The organism is Novacetimonas pomaceti, from assembly GCF_003207955.1.
Classification (GTDB): domain Bacteria; phylum Pseudomonadota; class Alphaproteobacteria; order Acetobacterales; family Acetobacteraceae; genus Novacetimonas; species Novacetimonas pomaceti.
In genome coordinates this window covers 298,645-322,382 of the sequence record NZ_NOXG01000002.1, presented here as the reverse complement: position 1 = coordinate 322,382, position 23,738 = coordinate 298,645, and the positions used below count along the sequence as shown (strand labels likewise).

At 66.7% G+C, this 23,738-nt stretch carries 19 protein-coding genes; 5 read left to right on the top strand and 14 right to left on the bottom strand.

Features of this window, described 5'->3' with window-relative positions:
• Positions 1-89: 89 nt before the first annotated feature.
• Positions 90-827 (bottom strand): JAB domain-containing protein, encoded by a 738-nt coding sequence (locus CFR71_RS03785; protein ID WP_239020252.1) that lies wholly within the window; start codon positions 825-827, stop codon positions 90-92.
• 111 nt (positions 828-938) lie between these two features.
• On the opposite strand from CFR71_RS03785, the gene CFR71_RS03780 reads away from it, so the two are divergent.
• The 5 genes from CFR71_RS03780 (at position 939) to CFR71_RS03760 (ending at position 7,642) form a co-directional block, all read left to right on the top strand.
• Positions 939-3,179, top strand: a complete 2,241-nt coding sequence (locus CFR71_RS03780; protein ID WP_110527584.1) for an ATP-dependent helicase — start codon at positions 939-941, stop codon at positions 3,177-3,179.
• Positions 3,176-4,078, top strand: a complete 903-nt coding sequence (locus CFR71_RS03775) for a 50S ribosomal protein L11 methyltransferase (RefSeq protein WP_110527175.1) — start codon at positions 3,176-3,178, stop codon at positions 4,076-4,078. Before CFR71_RS03780 ends, CFR71_RS03775 begins: the two co-directional genes overlap by 4 nt.
• The gene (locus CFR71_RS03770) at positions 4,071-4,592 is read left to right on the top strand and encodes a GNAT family N-acetyltransferase (protein ID WP_110527172.1); all 522 of its coding nucleotides are present in this window, start codon (positions 4,071-4,073) and stop codon (positions 4,590-4,592) included. Before CFR71_RS03775 ends, CFR71_RS03770 begins: the two co-directional genes overlap by 8 nt.
• A 61-nt stretch (positions 4,593-4,653) precedes the next feature.
• Complete coding sequence (locus tag CFR71_RS03765) at positions 4,654-6,438, top strand: aminopeptidase P family protein (RefSeq protein WP_110527169.1); 1,785 nt, start codon at positions 4,654-4,656, stop codon at positions 6,436-6,438.
• 175 nt (positions 6,439-6,613) lie between these two features.
• The gene (locus CFR71_RS03760; RefSeq protein WP_110527166.1) at positions 6,614-7,642 is read left to right on the top strand and encodes an isocitrate/isopropylmalate dehydrogenase family protein; all 1,029 of its coding nucleotides are present in this window, start codon (positions 6,614-6,616) and stop codon (positions 7,640-7,642) included.
• A gap of 166 nt (positions 7,643-7,808) precedes the next feature.
• Here the strand turns inward: CFR71_RS03760 and uraH are convergent, their stop codons facing one another.
• From uraH to CFR71_RS03690, 13 genes are all read right to left on the bottom strand, one after another.
• The gene (uraH, locus tag CFR71_RS03755) at positions 7,809-8,165 is read right to left on the bottom strand and encodes a hydroxyisourate hydrolase (RefSeq protein ID WP_110527163.1); all 357 of its coding nucleotides are present in this window, start codon (positions 8,163-8,165) and stop codon (positions 7,809-7,811) included.
• Positions 8,162-8,689: a 2-oxo-4-hydroxy-4-carboxy-5-ureidoimidazoline decarboxylase gene (gene uraD, locus CFR71_RS03750; protein ID WP_110527160.1), complete on the bottom strand. Its 528-nt coding sequence runs from the start codon at positions 8,687-8,689 to the stop codon at positions 8,162-8,164. The genes uraH and uraD overlap by 4 nt, the downstream gene beginning before the upstream one ends.
• Complete coding sequence (gene puuE, locus CFR71_RS03745) at positions 8,686-9,597, bottom strand: allantoinase PuuE (RefSeq protein ID WP_110527581.1); 912 nt, start codon at positions 9,595-9,597, stop codon at positions 8,686-8,688. The genes uraD and puuE overlap by 4 nt, the downstream gene beginning before the upstream one ends.
• Positions 9,598-9,601: 4 nt before the next feature.
• A complete protein-coding gene (locus CFR71_RS03740; protein WP_110527157.1) occupies positions 9,602-10,831 on the bottom strand; it encodes a pyridoxal-phosphate-dependent aminotransferase family protein in 1,230 nt (409 codons plus the stop codon).
• On the bottom strand, positions 10,831-12,090 hold the full coding sequence (locus CFR71_RS03735; protein ID WP_110527154.1) for an allantoate amidohydrolase: 1,260 nt from the start codon (positions 12,088-12,090) through the stop codon (positions 10,831-10,833). Before CFR71_RS03735 ends, CFR71_RS03740 begins: the two co-directional genes overlap by 1 nt.
• Before the next feature lie 2 nt (positions 12,091-12,092).
• On the bottom strand, positions 12,093-13,685 hold the full coding sequence (locus CFR71_RS03730) for a gamma-glutamyltransferase family protein (RefSeq protein ID WP_110527151.1): 1,593 nt from the start codon (positions 13,683-13,685) through the stop codon (positions 12,093-12,095).
• Between the two features lie 6 nt (positions 13,686-13,691).
• The gene (locus CFR71_RS03725) at positions 13,692-15,059 is read right to left on the bottom strand and encodes an AtzE family amidohydrolase (protein WP_110527148.1); all 1,368 of its coding nucleotides are present in this window, start codon (positions 15,057-15,059) and stop codon (positions 13,692-13,694) included.
• Positions 15,056-15,289: a DUF4089 domain-containing protein gene (locus CFR71_RS03720; RefSeq protein WP_110527144.1), complete on the bottom strand. Its 234-nt coding sequence runs from the start codon at positions 15,287-15,289 to the stop codon at positions 15,056-15,058. Before CFR71_RS03720 ends, CFR71_RS03725 begins: the two co-directional genes overlap by 4 nt.
• Positions 15,290-15,331: 42 nt before the next feature.
• Entirely contained in the window at positions 15,332-16,798 is a 1,467-nt protein-coding gene (locus CFR71_RS03715; protein ID WP_207781320.1) for an NAD(P)-binding domain-containing protein, read from the bottom strand.
• Between the two features lie 189 nt (positions 16,799-16,987).
• Positions 16,988-17,944: a LysR family transcriptional regulator gene (locus CFR71_RS03710; RefSeq protein WP_110527141.1), complete on the bottom strand. Its 957-nt coding sequence runs from the start codon at positions 17,942-17,944 to the stop codon at positions 16,988-16,990.
• A 248-nt stretch (positions 17,945-18,192) separates the two neighbouring features.
• Positions 18,193-19,521 (bottom strand): amidohydrolase family protein, encoded by a 1,329-nt coding sequence (locus CFR71_RS03700; RefSeq protein WP_110527135.1) that lies wholly within the window; start codon positions 19,519-19,521, stop codon positions 18,193-18,195.
• Between the two features lie 247 nt (positions 19,522-19,768).
• Positions 19,769-21,256, bottom strand: coding sequence for a Ppx/GppA family phosphatase (locus CFR71_RS03695; protein WP_110527132.1), 1,488 nt, complete (start codon positions 21,254-21,256; stop codon positions 19,769-19,771).
• Positions 21,257-21,337: 81 nt separating this feature from the next.
• A complete protein-coding gene (locus CFR71_RS03690) occupies positions 21,338-23,491 on the bottom strand; it encodes an RNA degradosome polyphosphate kinase (protein WP_239019252.1) in 2,154 nt (717 codons plus the stop codon).
• Positions 23,492-23,738 lie beyond the last annotated feature (247 nt).

The following is a 23,738-nucleotide window of genomic DNA, read 5'->3' as shown; positions in this document are numbered from 1 at the left end:
AAGGCGACGTCTTACGAAGCTTTTTGCAAAAAGCTTCACCAAAAACTTTTATGATTTCAGGGTTTGGGGCCTGCCCTTTCAGGCTCTACCTAAAGCATCTTCTCCCGCCGCAGGGAGGTCCACTCCTTCGCGCCCGCGATGATGCAGTCATGCATGACCGTGGACAGCAGGCGACCATGGGCCTCCACCTGCCGCATGACGACGGCCGCGTCCTCCAGCAGCCGGGGCGCGGGCGGGAACGTCCCGCCCTCCCATACCGCCACCATCGAAACCGCATGCAGGTGCAGCACGCGCTGCAGGATCGTCCGGCACATGTCGGCGGGCGGGCCCGCGGGCACCCGTTCATCGCCCACCAGGCGGTTGCCCGCGTCCAGCAGCAGGATCGTCACCTGTCCCTGCGCATTGCTGTCCTGCCCATCGCGCGACGACGCGGGCATGGCATCGCGGGTGGTGGCGTAATGGGTCCATGCCGCCTGCAGGTCATGGATGTACGGACGCGATCGCCCGTCCCCCCGGCACAGCCGTCCCGCCACCAGCGCGGGCAGCCCCAGCACGGCGCAGGCACGCGGCCCGGCACCGGCGGCACGCAGTTCCCCCGCCCCTGCCGACAGCACCCCGCCAAGGGAGCCGAAACGCGCGATCAGGTCCTTGGCCATCGGCTTGGTATCGCGACGGGGAATGGCGGCGAACAGCAGCACCTCCAGAATCTCGTAATCCGCCAGCGATCCCTCCCCGGCGGCGCGTATGCGCGCGCGCATGCGTGCGCGGTGCCCGCCCGGCCCGCTGTTTCCTGATCCACTTCCCCTGCCATCCGCGCGCGATGCCACCTGTCCCCCTTCATTCCGTGCGGCCGCCCTGTCATGTCCGGCAGCGTTTCAGTTCCCGATGCGTGTGCGTCATGGCCTGTTGGCAAGGACATTGCTATAGGTAACCATGTGATGGACAGTCTTTTCCCCCCCACGCGCATTCCCGACGAAGGCGCGCCCGAGTACCTCGCCCGGCTGAACCCGGAACAGCGCGCCGCGATCGAGACGACGGACGGTCCGCTGCTTGTCCTTGCCGGGGCGGGCACGGGCAAGACGCGCGTGCTGACCACGCGCTTTGCCCATATCCTGCTGTCGGGACGGGCGCGGCCCAACCAGATCCTTGCCGTGACCTTCACGAACAAGGCCGCCCGCGAAATGCGGGAGCGAATCGGCGCACTGCTCGGCGCGCCGGTGGAGGGGCTGTGGCTGGGGACGTTCCATTCCCTGTGCGCGCGCATGCTGCGCCGCCACGCGGAATATGTCGGACTGACCAGCAGCTTCACCATCCTCGACACCGATGACCAGATCCGGCTGCTCAAGCAGGTGATCGAACCGCGCCGCATCGACACCAAACGCTGGCCGCCACAGGGCATCATGGGCGTCATCCAGCGGTGGAAGGACCGGGGCCTGACGCCCGATCGCGTCAGCGATGCCGAGGACTGTGATTTCGCCGATGGCAAATGCCGCGCGATCTATGCCGATTACCAGAAACGCCTGATCCAGCTGAACGCATGCGATTTCGGCGACCTGATGCTGCACATGACCGAAATCATGCGCACCCATCCCGACGTGCTGGCGCAGTATCACCGTTTCTTCCGCTATATCCTTGTCGATGAATACCAGGACACCAACACGATCCAGTACCTGTGGCTGCGCCTGCTGGCGCAACGCGGGGACGGGCGGGCCAACATCTGCTGCGTGGGCGATGATGACCAGTCGATCTATTCCTGGCGCGGGGCGGAGGTGGAAAACATCCTGCGCTTCGAACGCGACTTCCCCGGCGCGAAGGTCGTGCGGCTGGAACGCAACTACCGCTCCACGCGCCAGATCCTTGGCGCGGCGTCCGGCCTGATCGCACATAACGAGGAACGGCTGGGCAAGACGCTGCAGCCGGGACGCGAGGACGCGGAAGGCGAGAAGGTGCGCGTCGTCGCGGTATGGGATTCCGATGACGAGGCCCGCATGGTGTGCGAGGAGGTGGAACGCCTGCGCAATGACGGCCATTCGCTGGCGGAATGCGCCATCCTTGTCCGCGCCGGCTTCCAGACCCGTGCGTTCGAGGAGCGGCTGATCACCATCGGCCTGCCCTATCGCGTGGTGGGTGGCCTGCGTTTTTACGAACGCGCCGAAATCCGCGACGCGCTGGCCTACATGCGGGTGCTGAACCAGCCTTCGGACGACCTTGCGTTCGAACGCATCATCAACGTGCCACGCCGGGGCATCGGCGCGACGGGGCTGCAGAAACTCCACCTCCACGCCCGCGCGCGCGACATCCCGCTGACGGCGGCGGTGCTGGAACTGCTGGCCGATGGCGCGATCAAGGGACGCGCGCGCGAACATCTTGCGACGCTGATGCGCTGTTTCGGACAGTGCCGCGAGGACCTGCCGCGTGAAGGGCACGTGGTGGTGGTCGAACGCCTGCTGGAGGACAGCGGCTATCTCGACATGTGGAAGGCGGACAAGTCGCCTGACGCGCCCGGACGCCTCGACAACCTCAAGGAACTGGTGCGCGCGCTTGCCGATTTCGAGAACCTTGGCGGTTTCCTCGAACATGTGGCGCTGGTGATGGAGACGGAGGAGAATGCCGGGAACGAACGCCTGAACATCATGACCCTTCACGGCGCCAAGGGGCTGGAGTTCGATACGGTCTTCCTGCCGGGGTGGGAAGAAGGCGTCTTCCCGTCGCAGCGCACGCTGGATGAAGGCGGGATGAAGGGGCTGGAGGAAGAGCGCCGCCTCGCCTATGTCGGCATCACGCGCGCGCGGCTGCGCGCCATCATCAGCCATGCGGCCAACCGTCGCATCTATGGCAACTGGCAGTCCTCGATCCCCAGCCGCTTTGTCGAGGAGCTGCCGGACGAGCATATCGAGGCCGTGGGCGATTCGACGCGCGCGCGCCACAATGGCGCGATGCGCACGCCGGTATTCGGCGCGACCCCGTTTCCGGTCGTCGCCCGCCGCCGTCCCGTCACCGACGTCGCGACATCCCCCACGCAGGCGCGCAAGGGTGCCTTTCCCGTGGGCACCCGCGTCTTTCACCAGAAATTCGGATACGGCACCGTCGCGTCCGCAGAAGGCAGCCGTCTGGAGGTCGCGTTTGAAAAAGCGGGCACCAAACGGGTGATCGATTCCTTTGTTGAGCAGGTATCATGACCATTCCCCCCCGCCGCCACGCCACCGAACTGGAGACCATTTCGGTCACCGTGCCGCCAGAGGCCGTGGAAGCCTATGAAAATGCACTGGCCACCGCCTGCGCGACCATCGGCATCTTTGAAGTGGACGACGCCCAGACCCGGTGGCGGGTCGAGGGCGTGCGCGATATCGGCAATGCCGAAGCCGAACTGCAGGCGGCACTTGTGCTGGCGGCGGCCCTGAGCGGCGTGAACGCCCCGCTGGAACGCGCCCGCACGGAATCCGAGGGCTGGCTTGCCCGCACGTACGAGGCCTTTCCCGAACAGACGGCGGGAAAGCGGTTCGCCATTCGTGGCACGCACCTGGAACCCGGCGCGAACCCGCAGCGCATCACCCTGGTGCTGGATGCGGGCGTCGCGTTCGGGTCGGGGGAACATGGTTCGACCCGCGGGTGCCTGCGCGCGCTGGAAATGGTGGCCCATCGCAGGCCACGCCGCATCCTCGACCTCGGGTGCGGGTCGGGCATCCTTGCCATGGCGGCGGCAGCACTGCTGAAACAGCCGGTTCTGGCGACCGACATCGACCCCTGGTCCGTGCGCGTCACCCGGCGCAACGCGCGGATGAACGGCCTTGCCAACATGGTGACATGCCGCCTTGGCAACGGGTGGAGCACGCCTGCCATCCGCCGGCATGCGCCCTATGACCTCGTCTTCGCCAACATCCTTGCGCGTCCGCTGTGCGCGATGGCGGGCGATCTTGCGCGCAACCTCATGCCGGGGGGGACGGCCATCCTCGCGGGGCTGCTGCAGACGCAGGTGCGCATGGTGCTTTCGGCCCACCGCCGGCAGGGGCTGGTACTGGAACGTCGCCTGCGCGAAGGCGACTGGGCCACGCTGATCCTGAGAAAACCCGATGCCTGAGCCCACGCCCCCCGTTCATATCCGTCCCGCGACGGACGACGACATCCCCGCGATCGTGGACATCATCAACGACGCCATCCGCAACAGCACCACCCTGTGGGAAACGCGCGAGACGACGGTGCCCGCCCGGCTGGAGTGGCTGCATGACAGCCAGAAGAACGGCTTTCCCATCCTTGTTGCCGTCACGCCGGAAGGCGTGGTCGCGGGATACTGCAGCTGGAAGACCTTCCGCCCGTTTTCGGGCTATGCCCACACGGTCGAACATTCCATCTATATCGCCCCCGCGTACAAGCGCCGGGGCATTGGCAGCCTGCTGCTGGGGCACCTGTGCGAGCTTGCACGCCATTCGGACGTGCATGTGATGGTCGCGGCCATCACCGCGTCGAACACGGCGTCGCGCCTGCTGCATGAACGTTTCGATTTCCAGCGCGGCGGCACGATCCCGCAATGTGGGACCAAGTTCGGAAAATGGATGGACCTGATGTTCCTCTACCGGCTTGTCCCGAACGACTGAGCGTCGTCATGAACATGACGCGCGCGCCTGCTTTTCCATTCCAGAAACGGAGTCACGTTCCATGACGGATGCCCCCACCCGCCTCCGCGCCCTGCGACAGATCCTGCGGGAGGACAATGTCGATGGTTTCATCCTGCCGCGCGGGGACGAACATCTGGGCGAATATGTCGCCCCCTGCGCCGAACGGCTGGCGTGGCTGACGGATTTCACCGGCAGCGCGGGCATGGCGACGGTGCTGATGGATCGCGCGGCGGTCTTTTCCGATGGCCGCTATACCACCCAGATGGAACATCAGGTGGACGGGCTGTGCTGGGAACGGCTGCACCTGCGCGAAACGCCGCCCGCCCAATGGCTGGCCCAGCACGCCGCAGGCGCGCGGATCGGGTACGACCCGCGCCTGCTGAGCGAAAATGCCCTCCTGCCCTTCATCCAGGCGGGACTGACGCTGGTGGCCCTGGTGCGCAACCCGGTTGACGCCGTATGGACCGACCGCCCCCAGCCGCCACGCACCCCCTGCCTGGAACAGCCGCTTGAATATAGCGGCATCGACAGCCTGACCAAGCGCCAGACGCTGGCGGCACAGCTGCGCGCGTCGGGCGAAGCCTGCGTGGTGCTCAGCGATCCGGCCTCCATCGCATGGCTGCTCAACATCCGTGGCAACGATGTGCCCTATACGCCGCTGAGCCTGTGCTTTGCCATCGTCAACGCGGATGCCTCCGTCTCCCTGTTCATTGACCCGGTCAAGCTGACCCCGCGCACGCGCGAATGGCTGGGGGAGGACGTGCGCGTCTTCACCCCCGATGACCTGCCGGCGCAGCTGGCGGCGCAGGCGGGACAGCGGGTGCAGATCGACCCGGCGGCGAATTCCGTGTGGTTCATCCAGACGCTGGAACAGGCCGGCGCCACCGTCATCCGCGCCACCGACCCGTGCCTGCTGCCCAAGGCCATCAAGAACCAGGTGGAACAGCAGGGCGCGCGCCACGCCCATGAACAGGACGCCATCGCCATCTGCCGCTTCCTGCACTGGCTGGACACCGAAGGGGTCGGCACGGGCGAGCTGGAGGCGGCGCAGCGCCTGGACGCATTCCGCAAGGGATCGCAGGATTATCGCGAGGAAAGCTTTCCCGCCATTTCCGGCTCCGGCCCCAATGGCGCGATCATCCATTACCGCGTCACGGCCGAAACCGACCGCATCCTGCGCCATAACGAGGTGTACCTGATCGACAGCGGGGGACAGTATCCCTATGGCACCACGGACATCACCCGCACCGTGTGGACCGGCCCCGAACAGCCCGACGATGATGTCTGCGACGCCTTTACCCGCGTCCTGCGCGGCCATATCGCGCTGGCGCGCGCCCATTTCCCGCACGGCACCACGGGACACGCGCTCGACGCGCTGGCGCGGCAGGCCCTGTGGGAAGGCGGGCTGGATTACGACCATGGCACCGGGCATGGAATCGGCAGCTACCTGTCGGTGCATGAAGGGCCGTGCAACATTTCCACCAATTACCGCCCCGTCCCGCTGGAAGCGGGGATGATCATCTCGAACGAGCCGGGATATTACCGCCCCGGCGCGTTTGGCATCCGCCTGGAAAACCTGCTGCTGGTGCAGCCCGCGATCACCCCGGCGGCCACCACGGGCGCGACGCGGCGTTTCCTGGCGTTCGAGGTGCTGACGCTGGCGCCGTTCGATCGCCGCCTGATCGCGGTGGACATGCTCAACACCACCGAAATCGCATGGCTCGACGCCTATCATGCACGCGTTTTTGAACAGGTCGCGCCACATCTGGACAAAGTCGGGCAGACATGGCTGCAGGCGGCCTGCGCGCCGCTGAGCGCCAGATAATGTGACCACGAATCTGGTCCCGGACGGGGGGGATGGAATTGTCACATGCCGGTCCGGGGCCTAGGACTTTTTACCAGTTCCGACGCAACTGGATCCGAAGCATCAGCGGAAACAGCCAAGCCGGTGCGCAACCTGCCCCCCGGGCAGGCGCAAGCACGATAGGGAGACGTTCAAAATGTCCGCAGAAAAAACAATTCCCGCCACCCTGATCCCCGGCGACGGGATCGGCCCTGAAATTGTTGACTCCGTCATCGAAATCCTCGACGCCGTCGGCGCACCGTTCAAGTGGGAAAAGGCACTGGGTGGCGTCGCGGCCCTTGATGCCACCGGCAGCCCGCTTCCCAAGGAAACGATCGAAAGCATCCGTCGCACCGGCCTCGCGCTGAAGGGTCCGCTGACCACCCCCGTCGGTGGCGGCTTCAAGTCCATCAACGTGACACTGCGCCAGGAGTTCGGTCTGTTCGCGAATGTCCGTCCCACGAAAACGATCGTGCCAGGTGGCCGCTTCGACAACATCAACCTCGTCATCTTCCGCGAAAACCTCGAAGGCTATTACGCCGCCCTGGAAAACTACATCCCGGTTGGCGACGACCCGCATGCCATCGCCACCAGCGCGGGCTATACCTCGCGCGCGGAATGCAACCGGATCGTGCGTTACGCCTTTGAATACGCGGTCAAGAACAACCGCAAGCGCGTGACCCTGGTGCACAAGGCCAACATCCTGAAGCTGCTGACCGGCCTGTTCCTGGAAGAAGGCCGCAAGGTCGCCAAGGAATATGAAGGCCGCGTGGAAGTGAACGAGCGTATCGTCGATGCCTGCGCCATGCAGCTGGTGACCGATCCGTGGCAGTTCGACTGCATCGTGACCACCAACCTGTTCGGTGACATCCTGTCCGACCTGACGGCCGGCCTGGTGGGTGGCCTGGGCCTAGCGCCCGGCGCGAACATCGGCGAAAAGGCCGCCGTGTTCGAAGCCGTCCACGGTTCCGCCCCCGACATCGCGGGCCAGAACAAGGCCAACCCGACCGCGCTGCTGCTGGCGGCGAACATGATGCTGCAGCATGTCGGCCGCAAGGATCTTGCCGATCGCATCGACAGCGCCATCAACAAGGTCATCACCTCCGGTGCGGTGCGCACGGGCGACCTTGGCGGCAAGGCAACCACGACCGACCTGACGGCGGCCCTGAAGCAGGCGCTGGTCTGATCCGGTGATTACTCCCGCGACGGCCGATGGCTGTCGCGGGACATGAGAAAAGGGCCGTGGCAGATGATGCCACGGCCCTTTTTACGTTTCCGTCCGGCGGAAACAACAAAAGTTCCCGAGTGTCGCCTTTTTGCAAAAAGCTTCACCAAAAACTCCCTACCGGCTTTCAGCTTCCGCGATAGGTCGAAAACCCGTAGGGGGAGACCAGAAGCGGCACATGGTAGTGCCCCCCTTTCTCCCCTGCCGTGGCCCCCGCCATGCCAAAGACGATCGGCACGACATCGAGGAATGGCGGATCGGACAGCGCCACCCCACGCCCCCGGAAATAGGCTGCAACGCCAAATTCCAGCCGATAGGTGCCCTCCGCCATCTCCCCCGTCGCGGCCGACAGGTCGGGGCAGCGCCCATCCGCATTGGTGATCCCGTGGAACAGGCGCTCATCGCCCGACCACAGGGTAATTTCCATGCCAGCCGCAGGCAGTCCGGAGACAAGGTCCAGCACATGCGTCGAAAGGGTGCTCATGACGCGTCGCCCATCTGTCTGAGGATGCTGTCCTGTCGCAGGGCCGCGATCCTGGCGATTTCGTCAAGCGCTGCCTGAATTTCGGTGTCGGGGTCATGCTCCAGCCGCCGCTCCATCTCCGCGAGGATCCGTTCCTTGTCCGCCAGCCGGACGCAGATGATGAACGGAATGCCGAATTTGGCCGCATAGGCATCATTGAGCGCACGGAACCGGGCGAATTCCTCCGGCGTGAGGCGGTCCAGTCCGGCGGAGGCCTGCTCGGCGGCGGAGGCATCGGTCAGCGTCGGGTCCACCCCGACGCGACGCGCAAGTTCGGGATGGGCGCGGATCAGCGCCATCTGTTCCCCGTCCGTGGCGCGGCGCATCTCATGGTCCATGACGCGCAGCATGTGCGCGGCATCCGTGAACGGACGGTGGTCGAACGCGCGTTCGGCCACCCAGGGGGAATGTTCGTACATCGGCCCGAACAGTTCGACGAACCCCGCCTCGTCCAGCGCATTGACGCGTGCGATATCCGCCGTCATGCCGGATGCACCGACAGCCAGTGCCGCGCGATATCCAGCCGTGTCGCGACCCACACCTGATCCTTGGTGGCGATGTAATCAAGGAACCGCGCCACGGCCCGCGCGCGGCCCGGCCGCCCCGCCACCCGGCAGTGCAGCCCGACCGACATCATCTTCGGCGTCTGTGCCCCTTCCTCATACAGCTCATCGAACGTGTCGCGCAGGTAGTGGAAGAACTGCTCCCCCTCGGTAAAGCCGTTCAGGGCGACGAAGCGCATGTCATTCACATCCAGCGTATAGGGCACGATCAGCTGCGCGCGGCCATTCGCGCGATCGTAATACGGCAGGTCGTCGGCGTAGGAATCGGCGTCATAGACAAACCCGCCTTCCTGCGCGACCAGACGCGCGGTGTTGGGGCTGGTGCGGCCCTGATACCATCCCAGCGGACGCGATCCCGTCACCTTGGTATGCAGGGCGATGCATTCCTCGATATGGGCGCGTTCCACCGCCTCGGGGATGTGCTGGTAATCGATCCAGCGCAGCCCGTGGGAGGCGATTTCCCACCCGGCGTCCTTCATCGCGCGCACGGCATCGGGGTTGCGGGCCATGGCCATCGCGACCCCGAACACGGTCACGGGCTGGCGCCGCTGCGTGAAAATCCGGTGCAGGCGCCAGAACCCGGCACGCGCGCCATATTCATACAGGCTTTCCATCGCGATCGCCCGCGCGCCGGGGATGGAGGACGCGCCGATCATTTCCGACAGGAATGCCTCGGACCCGCGATCGCCATGCAGGATGGAGTTTTCGGCCCCCTCCTCGTAATTGATGACGAACTGCACCGCGATGCGCGCCCCGCCCGGCCATTTCGCGTCCGGCGGCGATGCGCCATAACCGACAAGGTCACGCGGATATCCGGTCTGCTGTTCCATCACGTCATTCACCATATTCTGCCAGCGCGGCATCGACCGCACGTCCCGAAACCAGGTCGTGCCCCTCCTGCCGCAGGACTGCCTCCAGCGCGCCGAGCGTCAGGAGGACCTTGTGCTTCGCCGCGTTGTATCCCATCGCGCCGATACGCCAGATCCTGCCCTGCAGCGGGCCAAAGGCCGATCCGATCTCGATCTCGAAATCCTCGCGCATGCGCGCACGCACCCGTTCGCCGTCAACGCCATCGGGGATGAGGACACCGGTCACGTTGGTCATGCGGTGCGCGTCACTGCCGAACAGGCGCAGGCCCATCGCGCGCAGGCCCGCGCCCATCGCCCGGCTGGCGGCGGCATGGCGGGCGAAACGCGCCTCCAGCCCTTCCTCCACCATGATGCGGGCGGCCTCGCGCGCGGCATACAGCATGCTTGTCGCCTCGGTATGGTGGTTCAGGCGCTTTTCGGACCAGTAATCCATGATCATCGCAAGGTCGAAATAGTTCGAGGCAATGCGCGCGCGCGTTCCGTCCGTGGTCGTGGCGCTGCGGATCCCGGCCTCCACATGGCGGCGCGACATGATGTAGTCGGCGGCGCGGTCCGAAATCGTGATGGGCGAGGATCCGGGCGGCCCGCCCATGCATTTCTGCAGCCCGCCGGTCACGATATCCACGCCCCAGCGGTCGGTCGCAACCGGCATGCCGCCCAGCGTCGCCGTCGCATCGACATACGACAGCACATCATGCCGGCGACACAGTTCCCCCACCCCGTCCAGCGGCTGCGCCATGGTGGTGGAGGTATCGCCATGGATGCACGCCAGCACATGCGGGCGATGCGCGACGATGCCCTCCTCGATCTGCTTCAGGGTCGCGACCTCGCCCCACGGGATGTCGATGGTAAAGATTTCCGCGCCTATCCGCTGCGCGATTTCCGACAGAAGCAGCCCGAAGCGCCCCGCGCGCACGATCAGCAGCCGCGCGCCGGGTTCCAGCAGGGAGACAAGCGCCGCCTCGATCCCCGCGCGCGCCGTGCCGTCAATCAGCAGCGTCCAGCGGTTTTCGGTCATGAAGACCTGACGGTACAGCGCCATGGTCTGGTTCATGTAGCCGGTCATTTCGGGATCGAACTGCCCCAGCATGTCGGCCGCCATGGCGCGCAGCACGCGCGGATGCACGTTGACCGGCCCCGGCCCCATCAGCATCCGCGAAGGAGGATCGATCTGGCCAAAAATATTCTGTGTCATCAACAACGTCTTTCAAACAGGCGGACAAAATCCATCATGGCGCGCAGGGCGATTTCCACATCCGCCGCCGTCACGGCCTCGGCCGGGTTGTGGCTGATCCCCTTTTCACAGCGGACGAACAGCATCGAAACCGGGACCAGATGCGCCATGACCATCGCGTCATGGCCCGCGCCACTGACCAGCACGCGCGCCGGGGTACCCGTCACATCCGCCACCGCCTGTTCCATCAGCTGCGTCAGGACGCCATCACAGGGGGTAGCCGACAGGTCCTGCTGCAGCTCGACCTCCAGCCCGATCCCGCGCCGGTCCGCAATCTGGCGCAGTTCGTGGCGTATCGCCTTCGCCGCCGCATCGCGCCGCGCGTTGGTGCCCGCGCGGACATCGATGCTGAAGACCACGTCGCCGGGCACGACATTCGCGGCACCCGGCGAAACCTCCAGCCGTCCCACCGTGGCGACAAGGTCATCCGGCCCGCCGCGGCCGATACGTTCCACCATCGCGATCGCTTCCGCCGCCGCCGCCAGCGCGTCATGGCGCAGGCGCATCGCAATCGTGCCCGCATGGCCCGCGACACCGTGCATCCTCACGAGATAGCGGTACTGCGCGGCAATGGCGCTGACGACACCCACGGCGTGTCCTTCTGCCTCCAGCACCGGCCCCTGCTCGATATGCGCCTCGACATAGGCCAGCACGCGTTCGCGCGACATCCGGGCCTCGTCGATGCTGGCAAGGTCGAGGCCGAATTCCGACAGGGCCTCCGCCAGGGAAATCCCCTCACGATCCGTCATCGACAGGTCGAAGCCATCGCGTGTCCCCGCGACCGTGCGCGACGTCAGCATGGCGGCGGGAAAGCGTGATCCCTCCTCATCCCCGAAACCGATGACCTCCAGCGCGAAGGGAAAGCGCCGTCCCTCCCGCGCGAAGCAGGCCACCACCTCGATCCCCAGGATAACGCCAAGCATCCCGTCATAACGGCCGCCATCGCGCACGCTGTCCACGTGCGAGCCAAGCAGGAGCGCGGGCGCGTCGGGGACACTGCCTTCGTACCGTCCCACCACGTTGCCCACCGCATCGACATGCACGGACATGTCCGCCAGCGACATCCACGCCGCGATCCGGTCCAGCGTCGCCCGGTAGCCGGAACCGAGATAGGGGCGGAACAGGCTGCCCGCCTCGTCGGAATAGGGGGGACGGCCCAGCAGGTCGCAGCGTTCGACAATGCGACGCCCGCCCGGCGGCAGGGCGGAAATTTCCTGCATGTTCACCATGCCGCCACCCCCCCGTCGCTGCGGGGGTCGGTCGCCCCCTCGATCAGGCCCGTTTCATGGCGCACCAGTGCCCCCGCATGTCCCATGGCCTGTGAAAATGCCTCCACCCGTTCCATCTGGTGACCGGCGGCCGACATGCGCGCGATCAGTTCGGGGTCAAAGCGGTCCTCGTATTTCAGGCTGACGCTTTCCTCCCCCCACGTGCGGCCTAGCAGCCAGCGCGGGGCGGTGACGGCGCGCTGCAGCGGCACGCCGTAACAGGCGTAACGGGTAAACACCGCCGCCTGCGTCTGGGGCTGTCCCTCGCCCCCCATGGTGCCATAGACCATGGCGCGGCCGTCATCGAAACGCGCCCCGGCGGGATTGAGGGTATGAAAGGGCTTGCGCCCCGGACGCAGGCCGTTCCAGCCATCAGGGTCCATGCCGAAGCTGGTGCCCCGGTTCTGCCACACCACGCCGGTGCGCGGCAGGACAATGCCGGAGCCATATTCGAAATACAGGCTCTGGATCATGCTGACCGCCAGCCCGTCGGAATCGACGACGCCCAGCCACACCGTGTCACCCGGCTGTGACGGGTCGGGCCACGGCGCCGCGCGCTGCGGGTCGATGGACGCCGCCATGCGGTCCAGCGCCCCCGCGTCGTCAAGGATATCCTGCGCCCGGACGGTCATCAGTGCGGGATCGCCCACATGCGTGTCGCGATAGCGAAAGGCGATCTTCGTCGCCTCTACCAGGGTGTGCATGTAATCGTAACTGTCCGCCTTCGCCGCGCGCAGGCGATCGAACAGCGACAGGATCAGCAGGGAGGCGACGCCCTGCGTCGGGGGCGGGACATTGTAAAGATCCGCCCCCCTGATGCGCGCATGCAGCGCGGGCTGGTGCACGGCGCGATGGGCCTGAAGGTCCGCCAGCGCAAGCGGGCTGCCCAGATCGGCAAGGTCGGCCGCAAGGTCGGCCGCGACCCGCCCGCGATAGAAACTGTCCAGCCCGTCATCCGCCAGCGCGCGCAACGTGCGGGCAAGGCGCGGGTTATGCAGGATATCGCCCGCGCGTGGCAGGCGGCCATGGGGCATGAACTGATCCGCGAACCCCGGAACCTTCCGCAGTTCGTCCGCCTTTGCCCGCGTGATGTCGGCGGCACCCGCCGTAACCGGCGCGCCCTGTTCGGCGTAATAGATCGCATCGCGCAGCACGCGCCCCAGCGGCAGGCCGGGCTGTATGCCATGGCTCCATGACAGGGCCATGTCCCAGCCCGAAACCGTGCCCGCCACCGTATTCGCCGCCAGCGGCCCGCGCCATGGAATGCGCGACAGGCCCCTGTCGCGGTAGAAACCGACATCCGCATGCCGCGCCGCCGCGCCGCAGGCGTCGATCGTTTCCGCCCGCCCGTCAGGCCACAGCGTCAGCCAGAACGCGTCCCCGCCAATGCCCGTCATGTGGGGATAGACCACGGCCAGCGCCGCCGCGGTGGCGACGGCGGCCTCGATCGCCGTGCCCCCGGCCTTGAGGACATCAAGACCCGCCTGACTGGCGAGGTGATGGGGCGATGTCACCATCCCCCGGCAGGAGCGCGGCGTGTTGAGCATGAAGGTTCAGTTCCCGGTGGTCAGTGGCGTGCAGCGGGCAAGCCCCGCGCGTTGCAATTCCCCCGCCACCGCGAACAGCGCGGCCTCCGCCCCGGGCGCGCCGATCAGCTGCAGGCCCAGCGGCAGCCCGGACGGATGGGCCAGCGGCGTGGAGAGCACCGGCACGCCCGCCAGGCTGATCGGCTGCGTGAACAGGCCCAGGTTGGCGCGGGCCGAAACCTCGCGTCCCTCCACCACGATGGTGGGCTGGTCGATACGCGGCGCGGGACCGACGGTCGCCGGCGCGACCAGAACGTCATGGTGGCTGAACAGTTCATGGATCCGCGCGCGGAACCAGTTGCGAAAGCGCTGCGCCTGCACCAGCGTCGCGGACGGCAGCATCGCCCCGGCCATCAGGCGGCTGCGGGTTGCGGGGTCGTACTGCATCGCGCGCTGGCGCAGGCGCGGCAGGTGCAGGTTGCCGCCTTCGGACGCGGTAATCAGGAACGAGGCGGCACGCGCGCGCGCGGCCTCGGGCAGTTCGATGACCTTCGTGCTGTTCAGGTGGGCCATCACCGCGTCAATGGCGGCGGTGAAATCCGCGCTGATATTGCGCGCGAACCAGCCCCCCAGACGCGCGACACGCAGCGAGGCGACATCGGGCAGCGCCCCCAGCGAACGGCCATCCATGACCTCGAACACCGCGCGCAGGTCCCCGATGCTGTCGGCCATCGGCCCCACGACATCAAGGCTGGCGGCAAAGGGATAGGCCCCGTCGCGCGGCACCCGTCCGAATGTCGGCTTCAGCCCCCATACCCCGCACAGTGCCGCGGGCAGCCGGATCGAGCCGTTGGTGTCCGATCCCAGCGCGAACGGCATCAGCCCCGCCGCCACCGCCGCCGCCGAACCGCCCGATGACCCACCGGCAAGGCAGGCCGGGTCATGCGGGTTGCGCGTCACGCCGGTATGCGCGTTCTCGGTGGAGAAGCCATAGGCGAATTCGTCCATGTTCAGGCTGGCGACCGCGATCGCGCCCTGCGCCTGAAGGCGCGCAACCACGGTGGCGTCATGCTGCGCGGGCGGATTGCCGCGCAGGACGATGGACCCCGCCGTCGTGACCTCGCCCGCGATATCGAACAGGTCCTTGACCCCGAACGGCACGCCGGCCAGCACGCCGGGGTCCTCCCCGCGCGCGATCCGCTGGTCCAGCGTTTCGGCGCGCGCCACTGCGGCGGGGCCGAAGATGCGCGTCACGCTGTTGTAACGGGTGTCGCGGGCCTCGATATCGGCGATGACGCCCGTCACGACGGAAACGGCGGTGCGCCGGCCCGCGCGGACGTCCGCCGCGATCCCCAGCGCGTCACGCGCCGTCGTCCCCGCCTGCGCCTGCGTCATGGGACGTACTCCCCGGCGGGTTCGCACGTATCGGGCAGGGCGAAACCGTTCAGCAGGTCGGCATATCCCTGCAGGAGCGCCGCATTGGCGGTCACATCGTTCATGCATGCCGGCGGGACGCTCAGCCCGATGCACCGCGCGACCTGAACCACTGGAAAGACGCCATCGCCACCGGGCGTCACGACAGGTGATGGCGGGGGTGCCGTCTCATCATGCAAAGGGCTGCTCATCCGTTCTTCTCCCGGAACTGTCCGTTGAAATACCGTCTCCTTTTAGACGGGATCGGAGACAGGGGGGTCAAGGCTGACGAGTTCGGGCGTGTCGTAGGAAAGCAGGCTGTCGAGGTGTTCCTGCCCGTCCGCGACATACAGGTCGCGCCCCAGCCCCTGCGCCAGCCGTTCGACGCCGAAACGCATGCCACTGATGGAGGCGCCGGAAAGGCCCATGCTCGGCGTGGCGGCGAAGGTGAAGTTATGGATGTTCGCAAGCATCGGCGCCAGCGGATCGGCGGGATCGCGCGCGATGAACTGGTACCGCTCCCCAAGGTAGGGATACGTGCCCAGCACCTCGCTTTCCTCGCCCGCGGGCGGGACATAGCGTTCGCGCCACAGCGCCACGGAATGCGCGAACGAACGGGTTTCGGGACGGCGCGACAGGTCGACACTGAAGCCCGTGCCGATGATGACGAAATCGAACCTCATCTCCCCCTTCGGGGTGCGCACGACAATGTCATCGCCGTCCATCCGTACACCTTCCCACGGACAGCCAGTGTGATAGGCGAAATTCGCATGGCGACGGCAACGCCAGAACGTATCCTGCGGCGGGGGCTGGTTCAGTTCGAAGATGCGCCGCATGAAGCCCCAGCGCAGCCGGTCCTCCAGCGCGGGGAAATAGGCAAGGAAGCCGGTGTTTTCCATCCAGCGGTACGGGTTGATCGAGGGGATTTCCCGCCGGCGCAGGCACAGCGTGACCGACCCGGCCCCGGCCTCCAGCGCGGTAGCGGCGTTGTCAAAGGCCGATGCCCCGGCCCCCAGCACCCCGATCCGCCTGCCCTTCAGCGCGGCGAAATCGATGGATTCGGACGTATGGGCGAACCGTTCGCGCGGCAGGCTGTCGCGGATGAAGGCGGGCACGTGCCATTCGCCGCATCCCTCGATCCCGGTCGCAAGCACCAGCTTGCGCGCGTAATGGGTGTGGACATCCCCGCCCGACGTGCGGAACGACAGGCGCAGCAGGCCGTCTTCCCATTCCACCGCCTCAAGCGCGTGGTCATTGGCGACCGGCAGGTCGAGGATGTCGCGATACCAGTCCAGATAGGCCTGCCAGTCCTGACGCGGTATCTTGTCGAGCTTTTCCCACGCCTGCGCGCCGTAACGCGCCTCGAACCACGCGCGCGGCGTCAGGTTCGGCACGCCAAGGTCGGGTCCCGTCACGTATTTGGGCGTGCGCAGGGTAATCATGCGGGCAAAGGTGATCCACGGTCCCTCCCCCCCACGGGCGGCGCGGTCGAAGATCTGCACGTTGTCGATGCTGGTGCGCCTGAGCGCGAAGGCGGTGGCAAGGCCACCCTGCCCCGCGCCGATGATCGCGACATCAAGCACCCGCCTGCCGTCATGATAGCGTGGGGGCACCCATTCGCGCCGGGGATAGCCGATGACCTCCAGATCACGGCGCACGGCCTCATCCAGGGTCCCGAGGCCACCGCGCGCATCCGTGCCGTCCCGTCCGTGCATCGTCATATGCCTGTCCCACCGTCATTTGCGTCATTGCCGATGCAGTGGGCGTGGCGTCCCCCGACACCACGCGTCCGATATCCCCCCAACCGCACCGTTGATGAAACAGTGTAATCAGGCCGTCGCGTGTTTCGTCCAGTAGAATGATCTGACCATTCTGTTTCAGAAAACAGAACAGGAAGACAGTGCGCTGAGCTACAGTATCTTTTCGTCGCCCACGCCCTGTATCCGGCGCAGTTCCTGCCGCAGTTCCTCGATCACCGTTTCCAGCAGCGGCGGCAGCCAGCGCGATTCCCGCACATAGACCCCAAGGTCCGTCACCGCGCGGGTATCGCGCAGGGGGACGTGGCACAGGCTTTCATGGCCGGCCTGCATTTCCACCGCCAGCGGCGACTGGAACGCAAGGCCACTGCCGGCAGCCACCATGCGGTTCGTCAGTTCGATGGATCCGGTATGCAGCACGACATGCAGGTGTTCCTGCCAGGGACGCAGCATCGGTTCCATCACGCGGTACAGCGACAGCGTCCGCGTGGGCAGGATCAGGCGATGGCGCACGCATTCCTCGATCGTGACGGTGCGCAGGGGGGCGACCGGATGGTCCCGCCGCACCACCGCCCCCACGGGGAAATGCGCCACCGCCACGCGACGCAGGTCGGGATACAGCGCCAGCGAGAACGCGATGCCAAGGTCCACGCTGCCATCCTGCAGGGCGGAGACGATGTTCTTGGGCGATCCGATCTCCACATTCAGGTCCACGGCGGGATACATCCGCGTGATCCGTTCCAGCAGCGGCGGCAGAAGCTGGCCGGTCACCCCCTCCACCGCCATGATGCGCAGGCGCCCGTCCTGCCGTCCCGACAGCGCGTTGATCTGTTCCTCCGTCCGGGCGGCGTCCTGCATGACGGTCACGATATGCCGCGCCATGATGCGCCCCACCTCCGTCAGGACCATCCCTTCGGGCAGGCGGTCAAACAGGGGGGCGCCGACCTCGGCCTCCATCTGCGCCAGCTGCCGCGTCAGGGCGGAAGGGGTGACATTCAGGCGGCGCGCGGCCTCGCGGATGGAACGGCATTCCCGCACGGCGTTGAAATAGGAAATGCCCCGCGCATGCAGGCGCATCATGCGCGGGGTGCGCAATAACGGCTCACTCATGCGCGATCACCCGCCAGCATCACGGACACCGCCGCCAGATCCCCCCGCGTCGCACCGCCATGGCGGCAGGCCATGCGTTGCGTGCCATCCGACCGTGCCTGCCATTCCATGTCCAAAGCCGCTCCCCGCGTCATACAGATGCGCCCGGCATCGCCCCATCGGGCACGCAGGCGCGAAACATCCCGGCGGGATGATACTTCATTCGCGCCCGGTTGCCAGAACCCGCGCGGGATATCGTCCAATATCGCCTAACCATCCTGTGCCGCCAGATGCGCGCCGCGCCTGACCCGCGCGGAAAGTTCACGCCCGAAACAGGGGCGCGCGACATGCCGGCCCCGCCCGGCCCCGCACGCCTGCGTGCCGGACCATGCCAGCACGCCACCGCGCACCACGTGGCGGACGCATCCCGACATGACCGGCGCGCCGTGACAGGACGACAGCGCCCTGGCCTCGCCCCGCGGGTCCCACAGCACGAGGTCCGCATCGGCCCCCACCATGATCGCGCCCTTGCGGGGGTAGATGTTGAAGGCCCGCGCCGCGTTGGCGGAGGTCACGGCCACGAATTCCTCCACCGACAGGCGACCTGTTCCCACCCCGTGATGCCACAGCAGCCCCAGCCGTCCGGACAGGTCGGGCATGGGACGCGCATCCTCATCCGTCAGCGTCCCCTCATCACCCGCGCCGCTGGCGGTCATGCCCGCCATGCCCGCCGACAGGCCGCCCCACAGGGCCTGTCGGTGCTCTTCCCCCCGCAATGGCGGCAAATCCGGGCAGAACGGCGCATCGTCGTCTTCCGTCATCACCAGATGCCGGACCAGCACCTCCGCGCTGGTGCGCTGTCCATGCAGGCGTGCCGTCGTGATCGCGCTGATGGCCCCTTTCGTCGAAACCGGCCCCAGATGCACCGGCGAACCAAGGACGCCCACCAGCATGAGGGCACGGGCGGTCCCGGCGTCCTCGATCATGGGGACGCAGGACAGCGCCTGTGCCTCAGCCGTTCCGATCCCGGCATCGCATAACCCGACACGCAGATAGTCCGCGACCTGCCCCCGGTGCGTATCGAACGCACACAGCGCGCCCAGCGCCATCGCATGGTCGATCACGCCCAGCAACTGCGTATCCAACAGGTCGCCGCCACAGGACAGGCGAAAGGAATTGACCCCGCAATCCCGCGTGACCGCCCGCATTCCGGCCGCCATCCGCGCGTCCCAGTGATTGACGACCATATGGGCCGAAAAATCAACGCCGCCCCCGCGCGCCGCGTGCCGCCATTCCTCCCACGCCGCGCGCATTTCGTGCCCGGCGGGCACGTCGATGCAATCGATAAGCGTGGTCGTTCCCGCCGCCAGCGCGGCATGGCCGATATCGGCAAAGCGGCCGGCATCCCCCCCGATGCGGGTATGGGGATCAACGCCACCGGGCATCACCAGCAATCCCCCCGCATCCAGCACGCGGCATCCATGGGGGATGTCCAGCGCGGGGCCGATGGCTGCGATCTCCCCGCCCCTGCCGCACAGGACGTCAATCCTGAAGGAGGCCTCCGCCGTGACCACCGTCCCACCGCGCACCAGCAGCATCGCCTGTTTCCCCCATCCATTCCGAACAGCCCATTTTCAGGGAAGATGACGTTCCATGCAAAAGGCCGCGATATCCCCCATCCGGCAGGCGCGAATCCCCCGATGACAGGCGCGAAGGAGACAATAACGGCCTCCGGATGTCGCACTTTTTCAGGAAGGCGACATCCCTCGAAGCTTTTTGCAAAAAGCTTCACCAAAAACTTCATGATTTCAGGAGATTACTGAACCTGCCCTTTTGAATGGCCCGCTAGACGCTCTGCGCGATCGCGGTCGCCACAGACAGGCTCGCGCCCAGCCGCTCCAGCCGCCGCCGCACGCTTTCGCCCTGCACCACGTCCTGCCCCGACGCGAAACGCAGGGTCAGCGTCTGCCCGTCGAACAGGAGTTCCGTCCCGCGCAGCAGCGCATCGGTGCCCCCACTGACGCTGTAGGCCAGGCGAAGCGCCTGCCCCAGCACCACGGCGCGCGCGAATTCCGCCTCGTCCAGCAGCCGGCGCGAGGGTTCGAGGCAGGCGATTCCCATGTCGACGCCGTACCGCACCGCCAGCGTCAGCGCGAGGGAGGCGCGCGCCGTATGCGTGAAACCGACCCCCTGCATGCGCAGGATCCGCAGGTAGGTCTGCTCCGCCCGGTATTCCGGATGATCGTATGACCCGACATCCGACATCCAGCACGCGGCATGCCGCAGGCGGCGCGCCGCCTCGTCCTCCGCCGGGAACAGCGGCGCCGTCCATGGCACAAGCCGCAGCGGCAGCGTCATGCTGCGTCCCAGGCGCGCGCACATTTCCTGCGCCACGGCTTCCTGCGGATCGGTGCCGGCCACGGCGGCCGCGACCTTGCGCATGTACCATCCCTCGCGCAGGCCATCGACGCAGAACACCAGCCGTTCGGGCTGCACCCGGCGCATCAGCCGGCGCAGGACCGTCGCGGCGAAGGGCGCGTCCTCCAGCCGCTTGCGCGGGACGCCGGGCAGGCGTTCAAGCGTGCGACGCGACGATCCGATGATCCACTCCGCCATGTCACGCGCGTCCGTCGCGCCCAGTTCATAAAGGTGGACGATATTGAGCGGATAGGCAGTGCGCGCGATCTGCAGGCGCGCAAGCGCGCGGAACCCGCCGCCAACGACATACAGCGGGCATCCGCGCACTTCATCAAGCCAGTCGATGCGCGACAGGTCCGCATCGACGATCTGCCGCGCGGAGCCGAGATCGCCCTGCGCCCGGTCATTGAGGCGGATGACCCCCAGCGGCAGCGTGCACGCCTCCATCCTGCGCCCGCCCACCAGCCGGATCAGTTCCAGCGACCCGCCGCCGATATCGGCCACCAGCCCATGGGCGTCGGGAATCCCGCACAGCACGCCGGTGGCGGAATATTCGGCCTCCTGTTCCCCCGACAGGATATGGATCGGAACCCCCGGCAGGCGGGAACGCAGGCCCGCGACGAAATCCGGGCCATTGGTGGCGTCGCGGACCGCCGCCGTGGCCAGTACCTCGAACGGGCTTGCGTCCATGCCGCGGGCGATGGCGTTGAAACGGTCCATGACCTCCATCGCCATAGGGACCGCCTCCTCGTTCAGGCGGCCCGTCGCGTTGAGGCCGCGGCCAAGGCGCAGGACAACCTTTTCATTGAAAATCGGGACGGGATTGCGCGAAATCCCGTCAAACACCACCAGGCGCACGGAATTCGAACCCAGATCGATGACGGCCGAACGGTTCTGCCCCGATGCCCCGCTCACGCAGGGGCTCCCGCCATGGGGAAGGCGACGGTGGGAACGTCACGGGTCATCATCATGGTGCCTGCCATGGCGGGTATGTCCTCAGTCCTCAATACTCTGCTCCGTATGCCACGGCTGCGATGCGCTGACGCGGATACCGCCATCGCCGGGCGCGCGTCCCCCGCCAGAGGGATGCTCCATGAAATATTCATGCGCCGAAAAAGGCGCGCGTCCGGGTTCCAGTCGTCTCCATACGCCATTTCGCTGCAATATCCATGACTGAAGATTGTCCTTCAGGTCCGCCATCATGATCTGGTTCAGCACGCGGGCATGCACGGCGGGATCGCGCATCGGCACCATGCTTTCGACGCGCCAGTCCATGTTGCGTACCATCCAATCGGCGGATGAGATGTAAAGTTTCGCGTTGCGCGACGGCAGGCGGTGCCCGTTGCCAAAGGCAAAGATGCGGGCATGTTCCAGGAAACGCCCGACGATCGACTTGACCCGGATGTTTTCCGAAAGTCCCGGCACACCGGGGCGCAGGCAGCAGATGCCGCGCACCACCGCCATGATGTGCACCCCCGCGCAGGACGCCTCGTACAGCCGGTCGATCAGCCCCGGATCGACAAGGGAGTTCATCTTGAGCCAGATGCGCCCCGGACGCCCGGCCTTCACATGTTCGATTTCCGCGTCGATCAGTTCATTGAGGGTGGAGCGGATGGTCACGGGCGAAAACGCGATCGCCTCCATCCGCGCGGGCATGGCATAGCCGGTCATGTAATTGAACAGCCGCGCCGAATCGCGCACCAGTTCCGGATCGCAGGTAAAGAACGACAGGTCGGTATAGATGCGCGCCGTGATCGGGTGGTAATTGCCGGTCCCGAAATGGGCATAGGACCGCAGCGTCCCCCCCTCGCGCCGGACCACGAGGCTGAGCTTCGCATGGGTCTTGAGGTCGGAAAAGCCGAAGACCACCTGCACGCCCGCCGCCTCCAGCGCGCGGGCAAGGCGGATGTTCGCCTCCTCGTCGAAACGCGCCCGCAGCTCGACCATCGCGGTGACGGACTTCCCCCCTTCCGCCGCCTCGATCAGCGCCTTGACGATCGGGCTGTCGCGCGAAGTGCGGTAGAGCGTCTGCTTGATCGCGACCACCGCCGGGTCCAGCGCCGCCTGACGCAGGAACTGCACCACCACGTCGAAGCTTTCGAACGGATGGTGCACGATCATGTCGCGCGCGCGGATCGCGGCGAAGCAGTCACCCCCGCAATCGATGATCCGTTCGGGAAAACGCGGGGTATAGGGCGGGAACAGCAGGTCCGGCCGGTCATCGACGATCAGCTGCTTCAGATCCACCACCCCGATCAGGCCCGACTGCACCAGCACCTCGTCCGGCGGCGCGTTGAGGGAGGCGGCCATGGAGCGGGCCAGGTCCTCGGGCATGCGCGATTCGATGTCGAGATGGATGACCACCCCGCGACGCCTGCGCTTGAGCGCGCTTTCATACGAGCGGACCAGATCCTCGGCCTCGTCCTCGAACTCCACGTCGGTATCGCGCACCACGCGCATCACCCCCCACTCCCCGGCGACCAGACCGGGGAAGAGGCGTCCGATGCACATCACGATCAGGCGTTCGAGCAGGATGAAGCGCGTCTGCCCCGGCGGCGAGAGGGAATCGGGCATGCGGATGAAACGTTCGATGCGCGAGGGCAGCAGGATCAGCGCCTCCATCACGAACTGCCCGGTGCGCGCGTTCATCAGGCGCAGCGCCTGCGCGATGCCCATGTTGGGAATGAAGGGCAGCGGATGGGCCGGGTCGATCGCCAGCGGCGTCAGCACCGGAAAGACCCGTTCCATGAAGCAGGTGTCGAGCCATTCCCGCTCCGCCGTGTCAAGCTGGTCCTCGTCACACAGGACGATCCCCGCCTCCGACAGTTCGTGGAGGAGGTCGCGCCAGATGCGCTGCTGTTCATGCAGCAGGCGGGCGGTACGTTCACGCACCGCGACAAGCTGCTGCGCCGGGGTCATCCCGTCGGGCGACGGGGCGATCAGCCCCTCGCGCACCTGTCCCACCAGCCCCGCGACGCGCACGGAATAGAACTCGTCCAGGTTGCTGGCGCTGATGGACAGGAACCTCACACGCTCCAGCAGGGGATTGCGGGGATTGTCCGCCTCGTCCACCACGCGCTGGTTGAAATCAAGCCATGACAGTTCGCGGTTTATGAAACGCTCGGGCGAATGCGCGTCCGGCGCGGGCATGTCGGGACACGGGTCATGCACCACCAGATCACGCGACGGCGCGGCATCGGCATCGTCCGCCGCCTTTGTCGTGGCGCGCGCCGTCGCGTGCGCGCGCGTGGTCCGGCGCGGAGCGCGACGCGGCGCGGCCCTGCCGTCTTTTGCCGTGGCGGAGGAAGCTGGCTTGCGCGGAGGTCTGGACAAGGAACTCGATCTCCCGATAGGGACCGCCGCCGCGAAAGGGGGCGACCGTGGCCAAAAGCAGTCA